Here is a 23,921-nt window from a genome sequence, read left to right on the forward strand (position 1 = left end):
ACCTTTATGACCGCTGCCTGCCGCAAAAGGCAAACCTGCCGTCTGACCGTGGTTTGCCTTTTCTGGTTCTGGACTATATCCCCACCTTAAAGATGGCTTTCCTGATTTTCTCCGGTCCGTTAACAGCCACGGCTGTGCGGTGCCCGTCGTTGGGATAGCAGATAAGGAAATCCCCGGGCCTCAGCACCACATGGCTGTTGGCCTCCCCCTCGAGGGGAAGGAAATCATCCTTTTCCACAAATTCCTTCTGCTCCATGTTCTCTATAAAGTTTAAATCAATCTGTTCCTGTCCGTCAAGCATTAAATGGACATCCAGATACTTTCTATGGGCTTCCCAGAACCGGTTCTCCGGCAATGTGGTTTCATATTCAACTATATTGACAAAGAAGCGTTCCCCGTCAATGGGATGGCTTCCCTTTTCAAAACCAGCCAGATCATGGTTGGCCGCATATTCAAAAAATTCCTTAACGTCCCTGGGAAGAAAACCGTACGTCCCTTCCTGTCCGATATTTCCAAAAATCATATGATTCCCCCGCATTCCATCCCAGGGCGTGGTATCACCGGCAGGACCAGCCTTCAAAAACCGCTGTCATGTCCGGCTCCCACGTCCAGGGACCTAAACTGGTTGATTAGTTGTGATAAACAGTAGCATCCGCCACCGGCTTCGAGTCATCCCCATCCATTTTCCTGGTGATGATGCTGACCGGGATTCCGACCACCAGTGAGATGGTGATGGAAATGATGGAGTAGGACCAGATGGATACTGCTCCGGCCGGAGCCATGTATTTGATGCATACCATGGTGATGGCTGCCACAAAGAATGCCACGTAAGCGCCCTTTGCATTGGCCACCTTCGTGAATGTGCCAAGGGCAAAGGTACCGCCCAGCACGCCCAGCACCAGACCCATGAATCCGTTGAACCACTCGTATGCGGACTTGATCTCACCGTTGGCAAGCACCATGGAAACACCGATGGCAACAATACCCACGCCAAGGGACACATACTGTGCAATCTTTGTCTGAAGGGCAAAGCTCATTTCCTTTTTAGACAGGCGCTCCTGGATATCCAGGGTCCAGCTGGTTGCCACGGAGTTAAGTCCTGTGGACAGGGTGGACTGGGATGCAGCGTAGATGGCTGCCAGAAGGATACCGGTGATACCTACAGGAAGCTGGTATGCAATGTAGGATGCGAAGATCTGGTCCTGCTGCGCTGCGGGCGGAAGCGCGTTCTGGCTGTAGAACACATACAGTCCTGTACCGATTAAGTAGAATACGGTTGCGATGAAGATGGACAGGGCGCCGTTGGTCAGCATCATCTTGTTCAGCTTCTTCATGTCGGTTGTGGTAGTGAAACGCTGTACGATATCCTGGCTGGATACATAGGAGGAACAGGTATTTAAACCAGCGCCCACAATCAGCAGGAATACGCTGTCCTTCAGGATATTAGGATTGAAGATCGGCTGGTCAGGCGCCAGGAACTTGCCCTGCCCCATGGTGGAGAAAATAGCCCCGAAGCCGCCGTCAATGCCGTGGGCAAGGTACAGAAGGGCAAATGTGACGCCCACAAGGAGCACGCTGCCCTGGATGAAGTCGGTCCAGAGAACGGATTTCAGTCCGCCTGTGTAGGAGTAAATGATTGCAATCACACCCATGGCGATGATCAGTATATTTACATTGATTCCTGTAAGATTGGATAATACCATGGACGGAAGGTACATGATGATGGACATACGGCCCACCTGGTAAACGATGAACATGATGGCGCCCAGCACGCGCAGGCCCTTGCTTCCAAAACGGATTTCAAGGTAATGGTAAGCCGTGTCAATATCCAGCTTGCTGTAAATCGGCAGGAAAAACTTGATGGTGATGGGGATTGCCACAATCATTCCCAACTGTGCAAACCACATGATCCAGGTTCCCGCATATGAATTGCCTGCCAGTGACAGGAACGAAATCGGGCTTAATAAGGTTGCGAAGATGGAAACCGAGGTAACCCACCAGGGTATGGTTCCGTCCCCCTTGAAGAACTCCTTTCCCTTCATCTCCTTTTTGGAGAAGTAGAGGCCGGCAAATAATACTGCTCCGAGATATACAATAAGAATAATCAAATCAATTGTTGTGAATCCCTGCATTGTCAAACTCCCTTTCTATCATACATACCATTGATTTCCTGCGCGCCCTCCGTCCCTCCCGGAAGGCGCCGGAAAAATCTGTTCCCTCTGTCAAACCTTCTTTTGCAGGTATTTTTAGCAGAATTTTGCAACTGCCTCTTTTACCATGCGTGCCGCTTCCTGCGCAATCGGCAGGTCTGCCTCCACCAGCTGGGGAAGGGGTTCCCTTACGCCCCCAAGGTCCAGGTCCTCGTTAATGCGGAGCATTTCCTTGATGGCGCCGTACATATTGCCGCGGCAGGAGCACATCTTGTAAATGATGTCGTTGGCAGCGTACTGAACTTCCTTTGCTTCCTCCAGCCTGCCTGCATTTACCAGCTCATCCATCTTTAAGAACAGCTCAGGCATCGCGCCGTAGGTACCGCCGATTCCTGCTTCCGCACCGATGACGCGGCCGCTGATGAACTGCTCGTCCGGACCGTTAAAGATAATGTAGTCATTGCCCGCTGCAGCCTTGAACATCTGGATATCCTGCACCGGCATGGAGGAGTTCTTTACGCCGATGACCCTTGGGTTCTTGCGCATCTCAGCAAATAATCCCTGGGTCAGTGCAACTCCGGCCAGCTGCGGGATGTTGTAGATGATGAAATCCGTGTTTGGGGCCGCCGCGCTCATGGCGTTCCAGTACGCAGCGATGGCATGCTCCGGAAGATGGAAATAAATAGGAGGTATGGCTGCGATTGCATCCACGCCCAGGCTCTCGGCATGTTTTGCCAGTTCCACGCTGTCCTTTGTGTTGTTGCAGGCCACATGGGCGATGACGGTCAGCTTTCCTTTTGCAACTGCCATGACATTTTCCAGGGTAATCTTGCGGTCTTCCACGCTCTGGTAAATGCACTCGCCGGAAGAACCGTTGACATATACGCCCTTAACGCCTTTTCTGATGTGATATTCAGTCAGCGCCCTTACACGCTCCGGGCTTACATTGCCCTCCTCATCGTAGCATGCGTAAAATGCAGGAATAATACCTTTGTACTTTTCTAAATTTGCCATGATTGTTCTCCTTCTCCCTTTTGGGGCTGCTTTGTTTATGTTAACTCCTACTTTGTTTCCATGTCCGCGTTCTGGTCCGGGCGGCTTTCCCGGCCCGTCTTTCCTGGACCGTCTTTCCTGGACCGTCCTTCCTGGACCGTCCTTCCCGGTCCGGGCGGCTTTCCGGCCTCATCTGTCCCGTCCGGTGCCGTCCTAGCCGTTCTATCTGAGCGCTTCTGCAAATGATTTTGTAATCAGCTGGGGCCTTGTGATGATGGAGCCGACAACCACGCTGAACGTTCCCAGCTCAATGACCCGCCTTGCCTTCTCCGGCGTGTTGATGTTGCCCTCTGCTATTACCCTGTGTCTTACCTTTGCCACTATCTCACGGATGATGGCGAAGTCGTCTGCTTCTATTTTAAGTCCCCTGCTCTGTTCGGTGTATCCAACCAGCGTTGTGCCTATGAAGTCAAATCCAAGTTCATCCGCGTGGAGCGCTTCCTCCACCGTGGAACAATCCGCCATAAGAAGCTGTTCCGGATATGCGGCCCTGATTTCCCTGTAAAACCCATCCAGCGTCTTCCCGCCCGGTCTTAAATCAGAAGTGGCGTCCAGGGCGATGATTTCGGGTTTTACCTCCATCAGTTCCTCAATCTCTTTCATGGTCGGCGTGATGTATACCTTGCTGTCCTCATAATCCCGTTTTACGATTCCGATGACCGGCAGGTCCACCTGGGCCTGTATCTCGGCGATGTCCTCTTTGGTGTTGGCACGGATGCCGGCTGCGCCGCCCTCCTTTGCGGCCAGTGCCATCCTTCCCATGATGAAGGAAGAGTGGAGCGGTTCGTGCGGCAGTGCCTGGCAGGAAACAATCAATTTTCCTTTCAGGTTTTCGACTTTGTCATTCATGTCTGTTTCCTCCTCGTAACAATCACTTGGTTATGTCTCATGTCCTTGTAGCCTTAGTATAGCAGGTTTGTTTTTATTTTCAATAGCACATATACATTCTGAAAGTTCTTTCACAATCTTTGATTTACCCCTGCCTTTTCGCACAATTTTTCCATTCTGTTTTTGTCTAATATGCACAATTATCCGAAGGTTGTTTCTCTCAAATCGCAAAGGTTCATTGATACGCCGGCAACAAGGATTTAAACTTCAGGCAAATGCTGTCAAATATCCAGGTGTCAATAGACCCTTATCTGTATATCTGTCTCAAATCACTGCCATGGGATAGGATACAAAAATAGCCGGAAGCCCGGACAGGGCGGTTTTCCCACTCTGTCCGGACTTCCGGCTGATAATTCCGGATTCTCTTTTAATCTTTATTTCACTGTGCAGAACAGGGATTTCCCCATGGTTTCTTCGGTCAGTTCCTGTCCGATGCCCGGCCTATCCGGAACAGAGAAGTATCCGTTCTCAGGCTGGTAATTGTACTTGCACATATCGATATTTTCCTGAATCAGCGCTGCCTGATGGTGTTCATGGATAACAAAGTTAGGAATCACTGCTTCCAGCTGCAGGGCTGCCGCCGTGGAAATCGGGCTGCCGCAGATATGGATCTGTACGCCGATATCATAGGTGTGGGCCATATCGCAGATTTTCTTGCCCTCTGTCAGGCCGCCTGTGTTGCACAGGTCAGGCTGGATGATGCTGAGGGAACGGTCCTCATAGAAGGGACGGTAGCCCCATCTGGAGTATATCCTCTCGCCGGATGCCATCGGAATCCTGACATTGTTCGCAATCTCCTTAAATAAGGAAGGATTAAGGGGCTGTGTCGGCTCTTCATAATAGAAGCATCTGTATTGCTCCAGCTCGCGTCCCAGCTGGATGGCCGTATTGGTGTCGGTGAGGGAGTGAAGTTCGATGATGATATCAAGTCCCGGCCCGCCTGCTTCACGGATGGCTGCCACGCGGTCAACCGCAACCTTTAACTGGTCGTATTCCAGAAGGCCGTAGTTGCTCCACTCCATCCAGTTGCCCTTGGTGTTAAAGCCAACCGGGTCTACCTTTATGGCAGTATAACCTTCTGCCATGGCTTTCCTTGCGGCATTGGCATAATCCTCCGGCGTTACCATAGGCGCGCAGACCGGGCCCCAGTCAAACTGGATCTGGCTGGCATAGGCGCGCAGCCTGTCGTTGGTCTTGCCTCCAAGGAGCTGGTATACGGGAACATTCAGGGCCTTGCCCCGGATATCCCAAAGCGCGATATCAATGGCGCTGATGGCTGAGAAGATAATGGTTCCGCCGCCCATGCCCCAGAACGTGTCGCGGTGCAGCTTATTCCATATCTGCTCGTTGTTCATGGGATCCATGCCGATGATCATCTGGGCAAAATCCTTCATCAATCCCAGGGCAGCGTCGCTGCCGCTGCTGTAGCATACGCCTGCCTCGCCAAAACCTGAGATACCTTCATCCGTGTTGATACGGCAGATGGATGCCTTCCAATATGTACCTGCCACACTTGGCTTTCCGCTGGTCACCTGGTAAAGGTCTACGCTGGTAATCTTCATGATAAAATCCTCCTCATAATTAATTTTTATAGTTATAGATTGGTCATATGGTTTCTATATCAATCGTCCCAGACAGACGATTCGATGTGTACGTAAGGGCTCTTGCTGCGGATGAATCCAAACGCAAAGCAGCCGCCGATGATGATAAGGTTTGCGATGGTTATAAGCGGTGTCAGGGTAAGGCAGGAGTTGATGAACACACATGTATAGGCAATGACACTGACGGTAACCATCACATAGTACAGCTTATCGGGCATGTGGAGCCTGGACTTCTTCCATGCCTCAGGATACCGCTTGGGAAGCTGGTAATATGCAAACGCGTACAGGAATGACAGGGACGAGTTAATCAGCATGATGTTGTTGGTAATAGTGGTGACGCTGAAGTTAAGCAGCAGCGGAATCAGGCCAATCAGATACACAATGGTAAGTATCCTGTAGTATGACCCCCTCTTATTCTTCTTAGCCAGGGACTTGGGAAGCCAGCCGTCGGTACATGCCTGGGCAATGGGAACGCAGTTGTATGCCAGGGATGAGTTCATGGTTGTCATCAGCGCCATGATCGGGCCGCCTACCATGAATACCACAAACAGGATGGGGGACAGGGCGGTCCGTGCAACAAGGGTAAGGGGCTGGTTCTCCACTATCTCCAGAGGAAGGATACCTCCTGCAACAATGGCAACGCCGCAGTAAAGGATGACCAGGGTCGGAACTGACATCAGGATGGCCCAGGGTATATCCCGCTTTGCATTATGGGCGTCCCGGCCGTAGTTCATGGTCAGTGAATATCCGTTGGTGGAATACACAAACAGGGCAATCGCTGCTATGAATCCCTTTCCCCCATGTCTGATGAAATCCGGGGAGGATATCTGCAATACAGGCGTTTCCAGCTTTGTCATGCCCACGAAAATAAACATGAGCAGCACTGCAATCAAGGTCCATGTCATAATCTTCTGCGCCTTTGCCATGATGTCCACCCCGCCCAGGTTAATCACATAAAACAGGGTCAGGAAGACAATCCCCACAATACGCGGGTTTAACTGCGGCCACAGGGAATTGGCGTACACCCCCAGGGAAACCCCGAACAGGGAGATGCTCATGGTCTGCCACAGGAAGGCCACTGCGTACATCCCTGCCGCCTTCTCATTGGCAAGGCCCGCCAGCATGGAGTAGTATCCGCCTCCCAGCCTCAATGTGGATGTCACCCACACCACCGGCATGATCATCAGGAACCCCCATATGATGGCTGCACCATATGCAAGCCAGGCAGAGTATCCTGTCAGCGCCATAGCCGGACCCACAAGTGTGATGACTCCTGCTCCGATTACCTGTCCGATGGACAAGGCATACAGTTCCGGCTTCTTAAGAATACCCGGCGGGGGCGCTGGAACATATGTAACTTTGCTGCTTTCCTTCTGCATAACGAATCCTCCTTTAGTTGTTTCGCCTATTTATCTATTCACTTGTTCGCTAGGTTGATAATACATCAAGTCGCTAAATAATTCAATAGGTTTTATATATTTTTTTACTTTTCATCAATATGAACTGATCCAATTGTGACATATAGACAAAAAAGGTATTGTACCAGGAATACAGTTCCTTTGCACAATACCTTTTCTTCACCATGTCTTTTATTGTCTTGTTTATGTGATTATCTTGTTTACCTGATTGTCTTGTTTACCTGATTATCCTGTTTACCTGCTGATTACTCATCTAACGCAGGTATCAGCTGAATCTTAAGCATTCTCTCCCGCGCCCTCTTCAATGCCTCAATATCGCCGTTACAGATGCCATTGATGATTTCCACATGCTCATCCTCACGTTTTCCGCTCTTTTCTTCCCATTCAATCTCCTTGCGGATCCGGCTCTCCAGCAGTTCCCGTATGTGGCTGACGATTGCCTTTTTCGTCATCAGGTAAATATCGGTATAAAGATCGTTATGGCTCATGCGGATGACCTGATGGTGGAATTCAAAATCCGCCTCAGCCAGTTCATCCATTAACCGTTCGTTGTCCACATCCGCTTTCAGCTGGGAGCGTTTTTCCTCATACAGTTCGTAGCACTGTCTCAGTTCATCCCGCTCCTCCTCAGTGGAAACGGACACCGCAATCCGCATGGCCTCGCCCTCCAGCAGGTTCCTTAATTCCCGCACATCATTCAGGTGCTTCTCATCCATATAGATGTCAGCTATCTCATTCATATAAGGAGCCATGGAGAACTTCCTGACATAGGTGCCGTCCCCTACCCTGGTCTCTAAAAGCCCCAGCGTGTTCAGCTTCTGCAGCGCCATGCGCACACTCAGCCGGTTCACACCAAAGGTATCCGCCAGATCCCCTTCCGAGGGAAGCTTATCCCCTGGTTCCCATGTATGGTTCAGGATATTATCCTTCAAGGCCTCGCTTACCTGATCAACCACCGATACTTTCTTTATCTTCATACGTTCCCTTTCCGTACACCGAGGCATGTCAAGCATGCCCTCAACCTATATCTGTACAATATATTGTCTATTCATCTGTTCGATAGATATACATATATTTACATTATATGGCACACGGAAAAATATTACAAGGGCTTCCTTAAAACCGCTTGATTTTCATTGACAGACCAACCATAACTAATGTATACTTTTTCATACAAAATAATAGTACATTTGACCAGGGAGCCGATGGGGCGCTATTCTAGCCACCTACTCTTAAGAGAAAGGGGCTGGTGCTTATGTACGTTACTTTTAATGACTTATTCACATTTGTTATCATGCTTGTAGCTGTAATAACTCTTGTTAAGCATAAAAAATAACGCCCTCACCCTCGCAAAGTGTAGCGTTATTTTTTAATTACATATACCGAGGTGGCTAGGCTGCAGCTAGCTATCGGCTCTCTTGTTAAGTATATTATATCGGTTATCAAAGCCAATGTCAACGCATTTGCCGCAAGTCCCCCATAAACCAAAGCACTTCCTTAAAACCGCTTAATCTTCTTAGAAGGCGTCTTCTCAAACTCCGTCTCCCTCACGATCAGGCTGTAAATCCGCTTATACACAGGCATATCCTTATTAAAATCATCCACCAGCTCCTGAAGCTTTCCCTCCACATCCTTCACATGCTTTTTCTTTGCATACTCATAATCAGGGAAGATTTCCGCCTCAATCACCTTATCCTTTTCCCGCACCAGGATTTCCTTCACCAGTTCAGAACGGCTCAGCTGGTTCTCCAGTTCCTCCGGCGACACATTCTCGCCGTTGGCAAGGATGATCAGGTTCTTCCTGCGGCCCGTGATGTAGACGAAATTGTCCTCATCCACATAACCCAGGTCCCCGGTTTTCAGCCATCCGTCCTCCAGTGTCTCCGCGGTCTGCTCCGGCATCTTATAATATCCCTGCATCACGCTGGAGCCCCTGACCCAGATTTCCTCATCCACCACCTTGGCCTCGCAGTTGGGGAGCAGCTTGCCCACCGAACCCTTTTTGTTCTCCCACTCCAGGTTGGTGCTGATGACAGGTGAACACTCCGTCATGCCATAGCCCTGAAGGATGGTGATGCCATACTCTTTGAACTTATCCACATAATCCGGGTCCAGGTAAGCGCCGCCGCTGCATATGATCCTTAAGTTTCCGCCAAATGCAGCCTTTGCCACCATTTTCTTAGGGATAAGGCTGCCTGCGTCCTTAAGCTTGCCGTAGATGGATTCAATCACAAGGGGAACCAGCAGCACGATTTCCGGCTTAAACAGCTTCATGTTCCTCTGCACATGCATGATGGAATCATTGATGCAGATCACAAGACCGATGTGAAGTCCCTTGATGATGTCCATGGTCAGGCAGTACACATGGTTAATGGGCAGAAGTGTCATGGAAATGGTTCCGGCCGGAATCTTCATATCCAGGCACACCGCATTGTCCACCAGGTTCCTGTGGCTTAACATGACGCCCTTGCTCTTCCCCGTGGTTCCTGAGGTGAACAGGATGGTGGCCAGCTGGTCACCGCTTAGTTCCTTCTCATATTCCCCTGCGTGCAGGGCCATGAGCATGGACAGGGACTGTATCCCATCCCCTGCTTCCTCTGCCTGCATGGAGACAATATAGCGGACAGACGGACATTTTTCCTTTACGGCCTTTGCCACATCCCTGCGGATTTCATCAAAGATAAGCATTTCCACGTCCGCCCGTTCCAGCAGTTCACACACAGCGTCCGCCGGAAGCTGGGCGTCAATGGGCACTGCCACGCTGCCGCTGCCCACGATCCCAAAGTAGCCCACGATCCACTGGTACGTGGTTGTCCCGATAAGGGCAATGTGCTTTCCCTCCATGCCCATGGATTCCAACATACGGCTGACAGCCATAGAATCCCGGTTCACATCCAGGTATGTCCTGTCCACGATTTCCTTCTTCACTTTATAGCGGAATGCTGTCTGGCTTCCATAGGCATCCGCCCCATGGCGTATAATATCCCTCAAGGTTCCTACCGGCATAGTTTCCTCCCTCTCTGGCTTCCAAGCCCTGCTCCCCTCAGTCCTTTCATCAGTCCTGAAGTGACTGGATGTATTCCACTGCATCCTTTACGGTCTTTACATTGACCACTTCACGCTCTTCCACTTCCACATCGAACGTTTCCTCGATTTCCCCTACCATGCTCATGAAGTCGTAAGAGTTAAATCCAAGGTCCTCGATGAACCGTGACTCCTCTTTGATTGCAGACGGGTCCACGTCCACATACTCACATATCAATTCCTTCAATTCCTCAAACATTGCCAATCCTCCTATATTGTTGAACCATTTCCATTGTTATACCACTTCCATTGCTGAACCATTTCCATTATCAGACCATTTCCATAATTTCCCCTACCGTGCGCTCCGGGTCTTCCACACCGCGGAATATGATCCTGCACAGGTAGTAATAGATATACTCCAGTTTTTCCGGCGTCACCACCCCGGTCTGGTACTCAAACCCAAAGTCCAGTCCATTATCCATGGTCCGGTGGCTCACGGTCAGGTACAGGGTGTGGGCCGCCACCCCGTTGGAATAGCGGGCAGTCTTATATTTGATGTCGCCCAGCTTATCAAGGCCCGGTCCGTCGTATTTCATGGCCAGGGGCTGGTAGGTCAGGCTCAGGGGTTCATAGGTCTGTCCGTCCTTCAGCTTATAATAATCATGACGGAAATTAAAATACTCCGAGGGACTGTAGCCGGCATGACGGAAATACTGGTTCTGGGCATCCCTTATCTTAAGCAGCCCTTCCATGAAGGTATCCTCCCTGGGCACAATGGTCCTGAAGGGGAAACAGTGGATCCTGCTTCCGCCGCACCGCTTTTCCAGTAAGGTGGCCCGCCTTGCAATGGTGGTTGTGATGGAGATATCGTCCTCGTCATTTTCCTTCTGAAGGAAGGTGCGCAGCCCCATCAGCAGAAGGCATGTCATGGAAATGCCCTTCTCCTCACAGAAATCCAGAAGGCGTTTGGATGGCCCGCCCTCCAGGTGGAAATTAGTGATGTTGGCCTCCACGTTGTCAGAGGTGTTGGTGGCTGCGCGCAGCTTTTTGTTGCGGCTCTCCTTACGCTCCTTTAAAAGCTTCCCCGGCCCGTAAATATCCGCAAAAACCGGTTCGGACGAGGCAATCAGGTTTTCGAAAAACTCCCTGTCCCTCTGGCACGCCCTGCTGCCCGCCTCATAGGCCAGGTCCTTTTCCAGCTGCCTGATGTAGGAGGACATTTCCTTTGGATAATTCACCTCTTCATACAGCCTGCTGCAGTAGAGTTCGATTACATCCTTGAAGAATACAATCAGGGCCTGGGCGTCCATGGTCATATGGTCCACACAGATGTAAAGCCCCTGATAGCCGTCCGGCGTTTTTATCATCACAATACGGTGCATGGGGGAATCATAGCGTTCAAAGGGTATCTCGGTCCACTCCCTCAGCTTCTTATCAGCGTCCTCCTCCTGCCAGCCCGTGAAGTCGAAGTGCTCAATCTCCTTTGTCTCCTCCTTCACCACATACTGATAGATGTTTCCATCCCTGTCCTTTGCAAACCTGAGGCGCATGGATTCGCAGCGGGCAATGGCTTCCTTGATGCACTGCCTGAGCACATCCCAGTCCAAATCGCTCTCAATGGTCAGGCTGGAACCGATGTTCAACACCTGTTTTTTGGGACAGTACTTCAGACAGTAAAAATGCAGTTTCTGGGCAGCCGTCAGCGGATATGCCTTATAGCCTTTTCTGGTCCTCATCTCTCTATTCCCCTTTCTCATCCCGGGAGTTCCGGCCTTCATGCCTGTCTCCCAGCGGTTCAATGGTCCGTTCAATCAGCTCTGTTACCGCACGTTCATAACTCTTTGTGTCTTTATAGTAGGCCTCTGCATGGGCTGCCCCGCTAATGACCAGCAGTTCCTTCCCGGACCTGCATGCGCCGTAAAGCTGGTAAACCATGGAGCATGGCACAAAGGTGTCCGCATCGCCGTGTATGAACAGGATGGGAATCCGGGCCTTCTTAACCTCGTCCCTGGCATTGCACTGGTCAAGCCCATACCCGGCTTCCTGTCTTGCCATGCGGTCCGCTATCTGCATGATGGGGAAAGGAGGCATATGGTACATGGATTTAAGCACATAGCTGAACACTTCCCAGGCAGAGGTGAATCCGCAGTCGGAAACAGCTGCCTTTACCTGAGGGGGAAGTGAAAGCCCGGTGGTCATAAGCACCGTGGCCCCGCCCATGGAAATGCCGTGGAGCATGACCTGGCAGTCCTGTCCCAGACGTTCAATGACATACTCAATCCAGAGCCTGGCATCCATCCGGTCCAGGCAGCCGAATCCGATGTAGGTGCCTTCGCTCCTGCCATGTGCCCTTTCATCCACCACCATCAGGTTGAAGCCCTGCTCCAGATAGAACCTTGCAATGGAGGAAAAATCATTCAGCCCTTCGCTGGTGTATCCATGGAAGCAAATCACCGCCCGGTCAGAACCAGGGCATGGGAAGAATGTGCCGTGAAGCCTTAAGCCGTCGTCCGAGGTGATATACACATCCTCCTGGGGCTTTCCCGACAGCCATTCCTTGCTGGCCCTGATGCCCGGGATATAGGCGTCCCAGTCCGTGCCCGCCATTTTCTGGGTCCGCTCGCGCTTTGCATTGCCGCGCACCACCGTCCGGTGGAAAAAGTATCTGGCAATCCCATATTCCCCTGCCGCGCCCGCGGCTGCCAGGCCAAACAGTAATCCGATCTTACCCATATGTACTCCTTTCAGATGAATGCCGGTTACACAAATTTCTGAAGCTTCAGCGCCTTTTCCAGGCTTCCCTCCACCTTAAGCTTTCCGGTTGTAAATGCAAAAACAGGGTCCAATTTTCCTGCTGCCAGCTTTAACAGTGTGTCCGCAGAGCAGATGAAAATTGCATCCCTGTCATAGTACTCGTAAGGCTCCACATAGAGCCTGCCGTCCTTTGCTTCCGCATAAAAGATGCCTTCGCCCTCTCCTGTGATGTTAAACTGAAATGCCAGATGCTCATCCACCTTGCTCACATCCGCCTTCATGAATATTTCCTTTACCGTTTCAAATACTTTCTCGAATGTCATGATTGTCTCCTTCTCCTGATTTCAGGGCCTGGCCGGACAACAGGTTCCTGTATCCAGAATCCCCAGGTATCTATCCCCTTCTTTTTTCGACCAGTGGTCGAATCAACATTAAATTAACCATAACACTTTTTCGACCGCCAGTCAAGTCTGGCTTTTTCCATTGGCATCTGTTATACTGGGAAGTATTCTAAAGAGGAAACCGAGGTTTTTTTATGCAAAACAATAACAAACGGGAACGGATCCTGGACGCCATGCAGGAACTGATGCGCACCGCCAGCGCCCAGGCCATTTCCGTCAGCGATATTGCCCAAAAAGCAGGAATAGGGAAAGGAAGTATTTATTACTATTTTTCCTCTAAAAATGATATCATTGACGCTGTCATCGAGCGCTCCTACTCCCGGGTGCTGGACGCAGGCAGGGAACTGGCTGCCTCCTCCCACATGGACGCCTTTCAGAAAATGGAGATTATTTACAATGCCTGTCTTGACTCTTCCACGGAACTGCGGCGCCAGGAAGCCATCGGCACCTTCAATGAACAGCAGGAAAGCGCATTCATCCACCAGAAGTTTGCCCGCATCATCATCACCAAGCTAAAGCCCATACTGACCGACATCATCCGCCAGGGCATAGACGAGGGCGGCATCCGGTGCGAATACCCGGAGGAGACAGCCCAGATTGTCCTCACCGTGCTGACCATAACCCTGGACAACAACCTGGTTCCGGCCGGACCGGAACAGATCGGGCGGGTCCTGACCGCGTTCACGCAGATGCAGGAAAAGAGCATGGGGATGCCGGCGGATACCCTGCAGTTCCTTATGAGGAAAAATGAAGCGGCGGCAGCCCGTCCCCCCGAAGAAGCGGACAGATGATAAAGACGGCAATAAACTAAAAAAACAAAACCATAAAACGCCAAAACACTCCAAAATCATACTCTTTTTTCACTTTCCACTACCCTTTTTCCCCATTCTGACTTATAATATCATATGGCATGGTGGCCTGGTAAAAATATCCAGGCCATTCTATGATTGGCGCCCTTTCAGGCATTTCCCAAACACATCCGGGCGCGGAGAGGATAATCAGGAATTATGAAAGAAACACGAAAGAAGGCCCTTATCCAGGTACTCCTTTGCATACGCAATACAGCCGTCGGCCTTTTGGGCATCATGGGATGGCTTCTCCACACCCTGCTGGCAGTCCTTACCGTGGGACTTATAAGCGCCGCCCTGGTGTGTATCCTTATCTATGCAAAGGTCAAACCGCAGCTGGATGAGTGCCGTGAGCTTGCATATGACAAGCTGGCCCAGATGGAGAGGACGGATTTCTCCATGCTCTCTGATACGGTCATTTACGACAAGGACGGCAGGCAGGTGGGCCTCATCAATGCCGGACACTACCAGTATGTGGATATTTCCCACATCAGCATGAATATCCAGAATGCATATATTGCCCAGGAGGACAGGCGCTTTAAAAGCCACACAGGCGTGGACTGGATTGCCACCTTCCGCGCGGGACTGGCCCTTCTTAAGCACAACGGGCAGGTGACCCAGGGCGGAAGCACCATCACCCAGCAGGTAATCAAGAACACCTACCTGACCCAGGAACAGACCTTTACCCGCAAGATTGTGGAAATCCTCCTGGCCCCTGAGATTGAAAAGAAATACTCCAAAGCAGATATCATGGAGTTCTACTGCAACACCAATTTCTATGGCCACCAGTGTTACGGCGTGGAAGCTGCCAGCCGGTATTATTTCGGCAAGCATGCGGCTGATTTGCGTGTGGACGAAGCCGCTGTCCTGGTCGGAATCAGCAACAGCCCCTCTGCCTACGACCCGGTATCCCATCCCAAGGCATCCCTTGAAAAACGCAACGACGTCTTAAAAAGCATGCATGAAACAGGCGTACTGTCCGCTGAAGACTACAGCGCAGCCATAGAACGTCCCCTTACGATTGTAAAACAGGAATCCGAGGGAACGGACGAGAACTACCAGAGCAGCTACGCCATCCACTGCGCCGCCCTTGAGCTTATGAAGCTGGACAGCTTTGACTTTCAATACACCTTTGAGGACAAGGACAGCTACACCGCATACATGGACCGTTACAAGACCGTGTACACGGAGAAATCCGACCTGATACGCGCAGGCGGTTTTAAGATTTACACCTCCCTTGACAGCGGTCTTCAGGAAATGCTCCAGGCTGATATTGACCAGGGCCTTGCCTCCTACACGGAGCTTCAGGAGAACGGAAAATATGCGCTTCAGGGAGCCGGCGTCATCGTGGACAACCAGTCCAATTACGTGGTTGCCATCGTGGGCGGCCGGGGCAGCGAAGACCAGTTCAACCGGGCCTACCTAAGCGCCAGACAGCCGGGAAGCACCATCAAACCCCTGATTGACTACGGCCCTGCCTTTGACACCGGGGAGTACTATCCCACCCGTATTGTGGATGACCACAAATGGGAGGACGGCCCCTCCAACAGCGGGGAGCATTACTATGGCAGTGTGACTGTCCGGGAGGCCTTAAACCGGAGCCTGAACACGGTGGCATGGCAGATTCTTGAGGACATCGGGGTCAACTACGGCCTGAATTACCTTGGGGAAATGGAGTTCCAGAAGCTGACTTATGTGGACAACGGGGTGCCGTCCCTGAGCATCGGCGGCTTTACCAACGGGGTCCGCGTGGTGGATATGGCCAAGGGCTACAGCACCCTGGCCAACAACGGCATATACAATGACCGCACCTGCATCACGAAAATACTCCACGAGCATGACGGCGAGATCACCAGGGACATGAAAGCCTCCACCAAGCAGATATACCGGGACGACTCAGCATTCATGCTGACCGATATCCTGAAAGGCACCCTTACAGCCCCCTACGGCACCGGACGCGGCCTGGACCTGGACGGCGGCATGCCTGCCGCAGGCAAGACAGGGACCACCAACAGCAGCAAGGATACATGGTTCTGCGGCTATACCCGCTACTATACCACTGCTGTCTGGGTCGGCTACGACATACCAAGGAACATGCCGGGCATCTACGGCGCCACCTATGCAGGGAAAATATGGAAGAACATAATGAACCAGATCCACACCGGGCTGGAGCCATGGGACTGGGAGCAGCCCGAGTCCGTGGAACGCCGGGCGGACCCCAAAAACGGCATTGAGGATTACTTCAGTACCACGGCAGAGATGCGGGCACAGCAGAGCCTGCACGACAAGGAGCAGAAAAAGCTCACGGACTCCCTTAACGCAGATGTGGAAGACTTCACCTCACGGGAAATCAACACCGTAGAAGATACATACGCAGTCAAAAGCCAGTATCAAAGCATCACCTCAAGGCTTCCCTTGCTGGATGACGGGGATTTACGGGCGCGGCTGCTGGAGCAGGTGGAAAACAGGTATGACTACTTTGAAGGAATCATCAGCCAGATGTCAGACACCATTGCCCTGTATGAAAAGCAGAAGGCCGCCTATGCGGCCAAGGCCCAGGAAAAGGCCATGAAGGATGCGGAGGAACAGCGCAGACAGGCCGAGAAGGACACCAGGAAAAATGAATTCCTCCAGGCGCTTCAGGCCGTGGAGGAACTGGAATACCAGCAGCCCAATGCCCAGACACTGGTCCAGGATGCCATTACAAAGCTGCCGCTGGTGGCAGGGGACCCGGAACAGCAGGCCCTTGCAGACCGCCTCCAGAGCGCCATCAGCAGGATTACCACCCTGCCCACACAGGAGGAATGGGTTGCAGCCCAGGCCGCTAAGCAGGCCGCAGAAGAACAGGCCCAAAGGGAAGCGCTGCAGCAGGCCCAGATGCAGCAGAACCAGCTTAAATCCACCCTGGACAGGGAAAAGTTCAAGTGGAACAATATGGAATACTACGGACCGGGAGGGAGGCCGGAAAATGATAAATAAAAAGCTGAACAGAAGAAAAACATCCCCCGGCCCAAGGCGGCTAAAGGACAGGGATAGCGATATGACAGCCGGCAGGAATGGCGGGTTACATGACGGTTTGGATAAAGGATTGGATCAAGGGGTAGATAAAGAGGTAGATAAAGGGGTCCATAAAAAGGTGGATACAGGAATGAATAAAGGCGGCGGTGTGGCAGGCAAAACAGATAACGCCAGCACGCCCCCTGATAAAATGAGCAGTACCCCCTCCTTCCGCAGTTACTCCATGCCGCCCCGCGCCTGGTTCTTCACCTTCATGTGTATGAACATCCCTGTTGCAGGCTGGATATACCTGCTACGGCTGGCCTTTGGAAAAAAGGACAACCAGCTCCGGGATTTTGCCAAGGCTTATCTGCTGTACAAACTGGTATTCCTGGTCATCAGCCTTGTGATACTGGGAATCTTAATCTATATCGGTCTGGATGCCGCTGATAAAATACTGGCTTATATGGAAATGCTGTAAAGGCCGTTAAACAGACCGAAGGATAAAGCGCATTTAAATCCCCCCTGTCATATCCCATCATAAATATAATACTGGCGGTATTGAATCCGCCCTGCATGACAGCAAGGGGCGTGGACGCAAGGCAGAGTTAACAGATTCCGATATCACATGCGAGGAGGAATATGAAATAAAAAAGCATAAAATCTTTTTTGTTACGATAGTATCATTTTTTGTTATTACACTGTGGATAAAGTCTCTTTTCTATATTATGGCAAATCGAGACAAAATTGTATTCGAATATTTATTATATGATTATATAGAATACAATGGATATGCTTATTATATAGCAGAAAACCAGCACTTGTCTTTTCCCTCTGGAAAAAAGGGGAGTCCTGTGTATTTAATATATGAAGGAGATAAGATATACTATGAGTCTTGCCAAGACGCAGTAATATTTGCGGGGTATGAAGGCGCTGAAAAAGAAATTTATATTTTTTTTGACAGCGCAATTTATATTCGAGAAGATTATCGACAGATAGATGAAGACTAGTGTACTGACACGATGACATTCAGGCAAACCTCCTTGTCTATTTTCCTGAGGAGTTTTACCAGAAGTCATCGTGTCAGTACGCTAGGATTCCTTTCATATAAAACTCATAGATTTTCGTCGTTTCATATCTTATTTCAGGAAAATCAGCCAATGAATATAGTTCCGAATTCAAATCTTCCTTATTCTTTGTGACGAAATAAATCTGTTCCTTCATATAATTTTTTAAATCTAAATGTAATACATTATGGGTGGAAAAAATGAACTGTCCTTTATGTTTTTTTCCATTGATAAATGCAACCATACGTTCCGCTAAAAGAGGATTGATTACCCGGTCCATTTCATCTGCAAAAATTATTTTGTCCTCATAAACCACTCTGAACAGCTGGACCGCCCATGCAAAAAATTCCCCAACACCGCCTGAATCCATATTAAGTTCCCTGGCGAAATCCTCTCCGCTTTTCATTTTCCGGATAATTTTACTTTTTCTAAATGGTTTTTCATCGTCAATCTCAACACCGCAGATACTGTAATCTACCATACGCAGGATTTCTAAAAAGCGTGAATCCTTTATTATTCTTAAATCATCTTCTTCATTCTGTATATTTTTATATAGATAGTAATTATAATTTTTACTTTCTACAATCAGCTTATTATTAACCCAGTCAACAAACTCCAAGGCATGAACATCTCCTAAAATGGCTAATTTGGAAACAAAAAGCCCTATATCTCCTTTTGCGAAAGACGCCTGTTCAATAATTCTTTTTACTTCCTTATCACAATTTTCCGTATCCAATTCAAAAGAAACCGCAATGGAACCCTTGCCCTCTTCCCGTTTCATTTCATTCCTTTTTGCCGACACAATAAGCTTTTCCTGTCCACTTTTTGTACACCTGTAAGTCAGCTTTTCCTGAACAATGCTAAATTCGTCTATCTGTAAATCGTAATGATATATGGCTCCACTCCCGCCAATCATATGAATATTAAATTCCTGTTTTGTATCACACTGTGCAGGACATGCGGAAGGAAGATTGTTGATATTAATCAGTGCCCTGTAAGAATGTTTGGACTTATTATTTTCAAACAGACTTTTTAAAAAGGAAATGCTGTTAATAAAATTCGTTTTTCCTCCGGCATTCTCTCCGATAACAACGGCCGTTTTCAACACATCATATCCTGCTTCTGTTTCAATGTAATTATCCGGATATCTATTTTTCACTTTGTTTCCTGGTGCCAGTAAATCAAATTCCGCTTCGTTGCAAAACGAACAGAAGTTTTTGAACTTATATGATATCAGCATAATTTGAATCCTCTAATCTGTTTTTTGTTTTATAATCATCTTCCTCCTACACTATCTCCACACAGGACAGCCGCTCCCCTCCATCCGCAAACGCCGCCCGCGCGCTTCGGAAACAATACATCTCCATCGGCACAGCCTCCCCATTACATACAAACACCGTGTCCTCAGGCCTGCCTAACCTGTTTCCCAGGATACGGAGCATTTTCATTTTGCCGTGTTTTCCGTATCCACTGTCCATAATAATACCCATATGGCTTTTCATGATCAGGAAGGAACTGCTGCCCTCGACCCCCGGATGGAATACCCACTCTGAAGCAAAGTCTGTCTTTACCAAATCAAAATCATTATAGTAGTAATACCATAGATTATCCTGTTCATCCACATTCATGGCATAGCAGTCCGCGATAAAATGCTTTGTATTCTCCCATATCTTCTGTCCGTCCCGGTTCCAGACCACAAGCCCCCTGTCCCCCAAAGGCTTATTCCATCCGAAGTTTCCAAAGACCCCCTCGTCAAAATAGCTTGTGATGATCCTGCCGTCCCCCAGCACCATGCATTCCTGGATTCCATCCCCAAAGCATGTGCTGGACAGGATCTTGCCATGGCGGGTCAGGAACACCGCATTCTGGTCCGGAATCCCATTCTTATACATCATGGACCTGGCTCCCAGCAAAAGGATGTCATCCCCAATGGGCTGTATGAAATGGAAATTCATTTTCCGCACCCCGAATTCCAGGACCTCCTCCCCCAGGAGGCTTCCGTCCTGCCAGTCAATAAAGAGGCACAGGGCGCGGTACTCCGTGTTGGCCTGGGTATCCACGAACATACCCTGGATACGTTCCGGCACCCGGGCCGAAAACAGCAGGTACACGGCATCGTCATACCCGATTTCCATGTTCACCATGGTGTATTGCTCCAGTCCGTATTTTCTGATGATACTTCCGAGATTGATGCATTCCTTAACCGATATCTCTTTCAATTCCATCCCTCCTGCCTGATTCATTTTCCCATATCACATCATTTAATCCCATTATACTGTCAAACCAGGGCCAGGACCAGACAAACCGGCGGGAAAATAAAAAACAGGGCGTACCCAGGGCATGATGATTTTTATGAGCAACACATTTTGTCCATACCGCACAAACAGGAACACCCACGCAGCCTGTCAAAAAGGCCTGCCTCACATTCCCTGTAAAGCAGGCCCATCCTTGTACCACGATTTTTCCTGTATCCCTGTATCCTTACCGTACAGCCGCCAGCTGTTCCAGCTGTGCCTTCAATGCTGCAATCTCCTCCCCATACTCCAGAAGCAGCCTGTCCTTTTCCTCCAGAATACGGTCCTTCTCCTCCAGTATCCGCTTCTGCTCCTCCACAATACGCTGTACCATGGTGCGGTCCATCATGGATTCAATGATATCCCTCAGCTCATCCACGGTCTCCCCGGGAGTCTTGCCCTCCTCGTCAATGGTGATGTCCGCATACTTCTCATAATAGGGCACCCGTTCATTGTAAAGGTCGCGCAGGGTAAATCCCGGCTTTAACGCCACGCCGCGGTCCACCACGTTGCCGATGCGCTTTTCCATCTCCTCGTAGCTCATCTTTAGATAAACCACCTCGCTGATTTCCTTCAGATGGTTCATGGCCGCCTCGCCGTAGATCACGCTGCCGCCCGGAGCGATGACGGAAAGCTGCACATCCAGTCCTGCATTGACGCGCTCCTCCACCTTCAGGAACCCGTCCATGCCTTCCTCTGCAATGATTTCCTTCAGCAGCCTTCCTTCCTTTTCCTGAATCACAATATCCACATCCACAAAGGAAAATCCCAGCCTCTTGGCCAGCAGCACGCCCACGGTGCTCTTGCCGGATGAAGGCATTCCAATCATGGTAATATTCGGTTTCACTGTCGTATCCTCCTGGTCTGTCGTCTTACTGGACTATTTTATTCCATATCCTTCTTATTCTGCGTCATGACTGTCCTAAACCATTCCGGTCTGCAAACTATCCCTTTTTCGGACCATTCCTTTTCGGATTCCTGGTTTTCGAGGTCTTCCCCTCCGATGCCGCGGGACGTCTCTTCTTAATATTCTTCTTCACCGAATATCCAAAGCTGCCCAGCTTTTTCCCCAGTTCAAAATACTCGCCGTGGGAATAGCTCACAAGGCCGGAGGCGTTCAGGTTGAACTTGCCCCTGTCGTCCATATACTGGTTGTCAATGGTCACGCCCACCACCTCTGCGATGAACATATCGTGGCTTCCCAGTTCCTTTACTTCCTTCACCTTACACTCAATATTAACCGGGCTTTCCTCAATCCCGGGCGCTTTCACGTTACGGGATTCCTGGACCGTAAGCCGTGTCTCGGCAAACTTATCCACATCACGGCCCGACTTGACGCCGCAGTAATCCGTTGCCCGCACCAGCCTTTTATTCACCAGGTTGATGACAAACTCCCCTGTATCCTTGATGATATCATGGGAAAACCGTTCTTTGCGCACGGAAATGGACACCTGCGCCGGGTCGGAACAGATGGTGCCCGCCCATGCCACCGTTATGATGTTGGGGGTCTCTCCGGGCCGTCCGCAGCTGATCATCACCGCAGGCACGGGATACAGCATATTGCCTGGCTTCCAGTATTCTTTTGACATATTTTCTCTCCTAATCCTGTTCCGCCAGCATCAGCTCCGGAATCAACTGCTTTTTACGTGATACAACTCCCGGAAGGTTCAGGACCGGTTCCTCCTGGTCCTTGGCTTCTTCTATATCCAGATGGAAGGCCTTGGCCGCCAGCTGGACCGCTCCCTGTCCCTGGCATATCAGGTCCGTGGACTCGGTCAGTATATTGGTCAGCATGAAAAAGGTCATGTCCAGCCCGCTGCCCTCATGGGCCTTATCCATGAATGCAATCATCCTGCCCCTCAGATGCTGCAGCTCCTCGCCGTTCAGGGACGTGATCTGTCCCACGCCAATCAGCACCTTTCCGGCTGTAAAGCGCTTGAAATCCTGATAGAAGATTTCCTCATCCGACTTATCCTTAAGGTCGCTGCCTGCCCCGAACATTTCCATGGCGTACTTCTCAATGTCAAGACCCGCCATCTTGGCTAAGGCCCTGGCCGCCATCTCATCCACCGGCGTACAGGTTGGCGAACGGAACAGCAGGGTATCCGACACAATGGCACTGCACAGAAGCCCTGCAATGGCCTTATCAATCTTAACCCCGGCTTCCTGGTACATCTGATAGATGATCGTGGCCGTGCAGCCCAGGGGCTGGTTGCGGAAAAATACCGGTGACATGGTCTGGACCGTGCCCAGCCTGTGATGGTCGATGATTTCCTGGATTTCCGCACTTTCAATGCCTGCCACTGCCTGGTTCTTCTCATTGTGGTCCACCAGGATTACCTGCTTGCCTCTTGCGCCCAGCAGGTTCCGGCGTGAAATCATTCCCAGGTATCTTCCCTCCTTATCAAGGATCGGGAAGTCCCTGTGCCTCTTGCTGGCCATGACCTCGCGGATCTCGTCCGTATAGTCATCGCTGTTAAATGTAATCAGATGCTCCCTTGTCATGAAGTAGCTGATAGGCATGCTCTGGTTAATCAGACGGGCAGCCGTGTATGTGTCATAGGTGGTGGCAATCACGGTGCAGCCCCTGTCCTGGGCAATCTTCTTGATGGTCATGGACACCCCGGCCCCTTCGCACACAATGATGCAGGCAGCCCCCATCTCGATGGCGCACAGCTGTGACTCATACCGGTTGCCCAGTATGACCAGGTCGTGGGGTTCAATGTAAAACTCCATCAGATCCGGATTGGCCGCGGCAATCAGCACCTTTCCCTTATCAAAATAAACATCCGCATCCCCCACCAGCAGATCTGCCTCCAATGTCTCGATGATATTGGAATACTGTGTATTGGCCTTTGAAAGGATACTGCTGTCATAGATATTCATGTATGTCTTTGTGATGTCGCCCACGGTAATCAGGCCTTCCAGGGTCCCGTCCGGCCTTACGGACGGAATGGTCACGACATTATTCTCCTGCATGATCTTCCATGCCTTTTTCAGGGAAATGTTGTCCGCCACACCTTTGGTCTTGCGGATTTCAATATCCTTGACCTGGGTCCTCACATCCTCCACCAGCTTTGGCTCCTCCAGCCCAAAGTAGTTAAGCACGAACTGTGTCTCCCCGTTCACATGCCCGGCCCTTGCCGGAACATACTCATCCCCTGTCAGGGCGCGCTTCAGATTGGCATAGCAGATAGCCGAGCAGATGGAGTCCGTATCCGGATTCCTGTGCCCGATTACCATTGTCTTTCTTTTCAATTCCTGTTCCATTCTCTCTCCCTCAATTCCCTGCAGCCGCGGCTGCCAGTGGCGGTATGGTCCATGGCAGTTTATGGCAGGCAGTCTATGGTACTATGGTAATGTCTATGGTAATTTGTAATCTTTCATAATCTGTTTACATGGGATTCACATTTCGTTCATATTTAT

Annotated in this window: 20 protein-coding genes; 3 read left to right on the forward strand and 17 right to left on the reverse strand. The window is 50.3% G+C overall.

From position 1 onward, the window contains the following. Window positions 1–73: 73 nt before the first annotated feature. From MCJ35_RS20105 to MCJ35_RS20160, 12 genes are all read right to left on the reverse strand, one after another. Complete coding sequence (locus MCJ35_RS20105; protein WP_008719636.1) at window positions 74–523, reverse strand: NanQ anomerase/TabA/YiaL family protein; 450 nt, start codon at window positions 521–523, stop codon at window positions 74–76. Between the two features lie 106 nt (window positions 524–629). After that, the gene (locus MCJ35_RS20110; protein WP_008719638.1) at window positions 630–2,132 is read right to left on the reverse strand and encodes a sodium:solute symporter family protein; all 1,503 of its coding nucleotides are present in this window, start codon (window positions 2,130–2,132) and stop codon (window positions 630–632) included. 114 nt (window positions 2,133–2,246) lie between these two features. After that, a complete protein-coding gene (locus MCJ35_RS20115; RefSeq protein WP_008719642.1) occupies window positions 2,247–3,164 on the reverse strand; it encodes a dihydrodipicolinate synthase family protein in 918 nt (305 codons plus the stop codon). Window positions 3,165–3,365: 201 nt separating this feature from the next. Then, window positions 3,366–4,052: an N-acetylmannosamine-6-phosphate 2-epimerase gene (locus MCJ35_RS20120; RefSeq protein ID WP_025485650.1), complete on the reverse strand. Its 687-nt coding sequence runs from the start codon at window positions 4,050–4,052 to the stop codon at window positions 3,366–3,368. A 413-nt stretch (window positions 4,053–4,465) separates the two neighbouring features. Beyond that, window positions 4,466–5,653 carry a mandelate racemase/muconate lactonizing enzyme family protein gene (locus MCJ35_RS20125; RefSeq protein ID WP_008719646.1) on the reverse strand — a complete coding sequence of 396 codons (1,188 nt, stop codon included), beginning with the start codon at window positions 5,651–5,653 and terminating at the stop codon, window positions 4,466–4,468. A 59-nt stretch (window positions 5,654–5,712) separates the two neighbouring features. After that, window positions 5,713–7,071, reverse strand: a complete 1,359-nt coding sequence (locus tag MCJ35_RS20130) for an APC family permease (RefSeq protein WP_025485646.1) — start codon at window positions 7,069–7,071, stop codon at window positions 5,713–5,715. 284 nt (window positions 7,072–7,355) lie between these two features. Beyond that, window positions 7,356–8,087 (reverse strand): FadR/GntR family transcriptional regulator, encoded by a 732-nt coding sequence (locus tag MCJ35_RS20135; protein WP_050927269.1) that lies wholly within the window; start codon window positions 8,085–8,087, stop codon window positions 7,356–7,358. Window positions 8,088–8,607: 520 nt separating this feature from the next. Beyond that, entirely contained in the window at window positions 8,608–10,116 is a 1,509-nt protein-coding gene (locus tag MCJ35_RS20140; protein ID WP_025485643.1) for an AMP-dependent synthetase/ligase, read from the reverse strand. Between the two features lie 49 nt (window positions 10,117–10,165). Further along, window positions 10,166–10,393 (reverse strand): acyl carrier protein, encoded by a 228-nt coding sequence (locus MCJ35_RS20145; RefSeq protein WP_008719651.1) that lies wholly within the window; start codon window positions 10,391–10,393, stop codon window positions 10,166–10,168. A gap of 70 nt (window positions 10,394–10,463) precedes the next feature. Then, the gene (locus tag MCJ35_RS20150; RefSeq protein WP_025485642.1) at window positions 10,464–11,870 is read right to left on the reverse strand and encodes a condensation domain-containing protein; all 1,407 of its coding nucleotides are present in this window, start codon (window positions 11,868–11,870) and stop codon (window positions 10,464–10,466) included. Between the two features lie 4 nt (window positions 11,871–11,874). After that, window positions 11,875–12,867, reverse strand: coding sequence for an alpha/beta hydrolase (locus tag MCJ35_RS20155; protein WP_025485641.1), 993 nt, complete (start codon window positions 12,865–12,867; stop codon window positions 11,875–11,877). A 26-nt stretch (window positions 12,868–12,893) separates the two neighbouring features. Next, window positions 12,894–13,211: an SCP2 sterol-binding domain-containing protein gene (locus tag MCJ35_RS20160; RefSeq protein WP_025485639.1), complete on the reverse strand. Its 318-nt coding sequence runs from the start codon at window positions 13,209–13,211 to the stop codon at window positions 12,894–12,896. 212 nt (window positions 13,212–13,423) lie between these two features. Between MCJ35_RS20160 and MCJ35_RS20165 the strand changes: the two genes are divergently transcribed. The 3 genes from MCJ35_RS20165 (at window position 13,424) to MCJ35_RS20175 (ending at window position 17,615) form a co-directional block, all read left to right on the forward strand. Continuing rightward, window positions 13,424–14,080: a TetR/AcrR family transcriptional regulator gene (locus MCJ35_RS20165; RefSeq protein WP_008719655.1), complete on the forward strand. Its 657-nt coding sequence runs from the start codon at window positions 13,424–13,426 to the stop codon at window positions 14,078–14,080. A gap of 216 nt (window positions 14,081–14,296) precedes the next feature. Then, the gene (locus MCJ35_RS20170) at window positions 14,297–17,116 is read left to right on the forward strand and encodes a transglycosylase domain-containing protein (RefSeq protein ID WP_025485637.1); all 2,820 of its coding nucleotides are present in this window, start codon (window positions 14,297–14,299) and stop codon (window positions 17,114–17,116) included. Further along, a complete protein-coding gene (locus MCJ35_RS20175) occupies window positions 17,106–17,615 on the forward strand; it encodes a hypothetical protein (RefSeq protein WP_025485635.1) in 510 nt (169 codons plus the stop codon). The genes MCJ35_RS20170 and MCJ35_RS20175 overlap by 11 nt, the downstream gene beginning before the upstream one ends. A gap of 602 nt (window positions 17,616–18,217) precedes the next feature. Here MCJ35_RS20175 and MCJ35_RS20180 read toward each other — a convergent pair. The 5 genes from MCJ35_RS20180 to MCJ35_RS20200 all read right to left on the reverse strand — a co-directional run bounded on the left by MCJ35_RS20180 (window position 18,218) and on the right by MCJ35_RS20200 (window position 23,765). After that, a complete protein-coding gene (locus MCJ35_RS20180) occupies window positions 18,218–19,441 on the reverse strand; it encodes an AAA family ATPase (protein WP_025485633.1) in 1,224 nt (407 codons plus the stop codon). Between the two features lie 46 nt (window positions 19,442–19,487). Beyond that, window positions 19,488–20,420 (reverse strand): hypothetical protein, encoded by a 933-nt coding sequence (locus tag MCJ35_RS20185; protein ID WP_025485632.1) that lies wholly within the window; start codon window positions 20,418–20,420, stop codon window positions 19,488–19,490. Between the two features lie 262 nt (window positions 20,421–20,682). Further along, the gene (locus MCJ35_RS20190; RefSeq protein ID WP_025485629.1) at window positions 20,683–21,342 is read right to left on the reverse strand and encodes a shikimate kinase; all 660 of its coding nucleotides are present in this window, start codon (window positions 21,340–21,342) and stop codon (window positions 20,683–20,685) included. Window positions 21,343–21,439: 97 nt separating this feature from the next. Then, a complete protein-coding gene (locus MCJ35_RS20195; protein WP_025485628.1) occupies window positions 21,440–22,084 on the reverse strand; it encodes a flavin reductase family protein in 645 nt (214 codons plus the stop codon). Window positions 22,085–22,094: 10 nt separating this feature from the next. After that, window positions 22,095–23,765 (reverse strand): putative manganese-dependent inorganic diphosphatase, encoded by a 1,671-nt coding sequence (locus MCJ35_RS20200; protein ID WP_025485627.1) that lies wholly within the window; start codon window positions 23,763–23,765, stop codon window positions 22,095–22,097. Window positions 23,766–23,921 lie beyond the last annotated feature (156 nt).

The organism is Enterocloster sp. OA13, assembly GCF_022440595.1.
Lineage (GTDB): Bacteria > Bacillota > Clostridia > Lachnospirales > Lachnospiraceae > Enterocloster > Enterocloster hominis.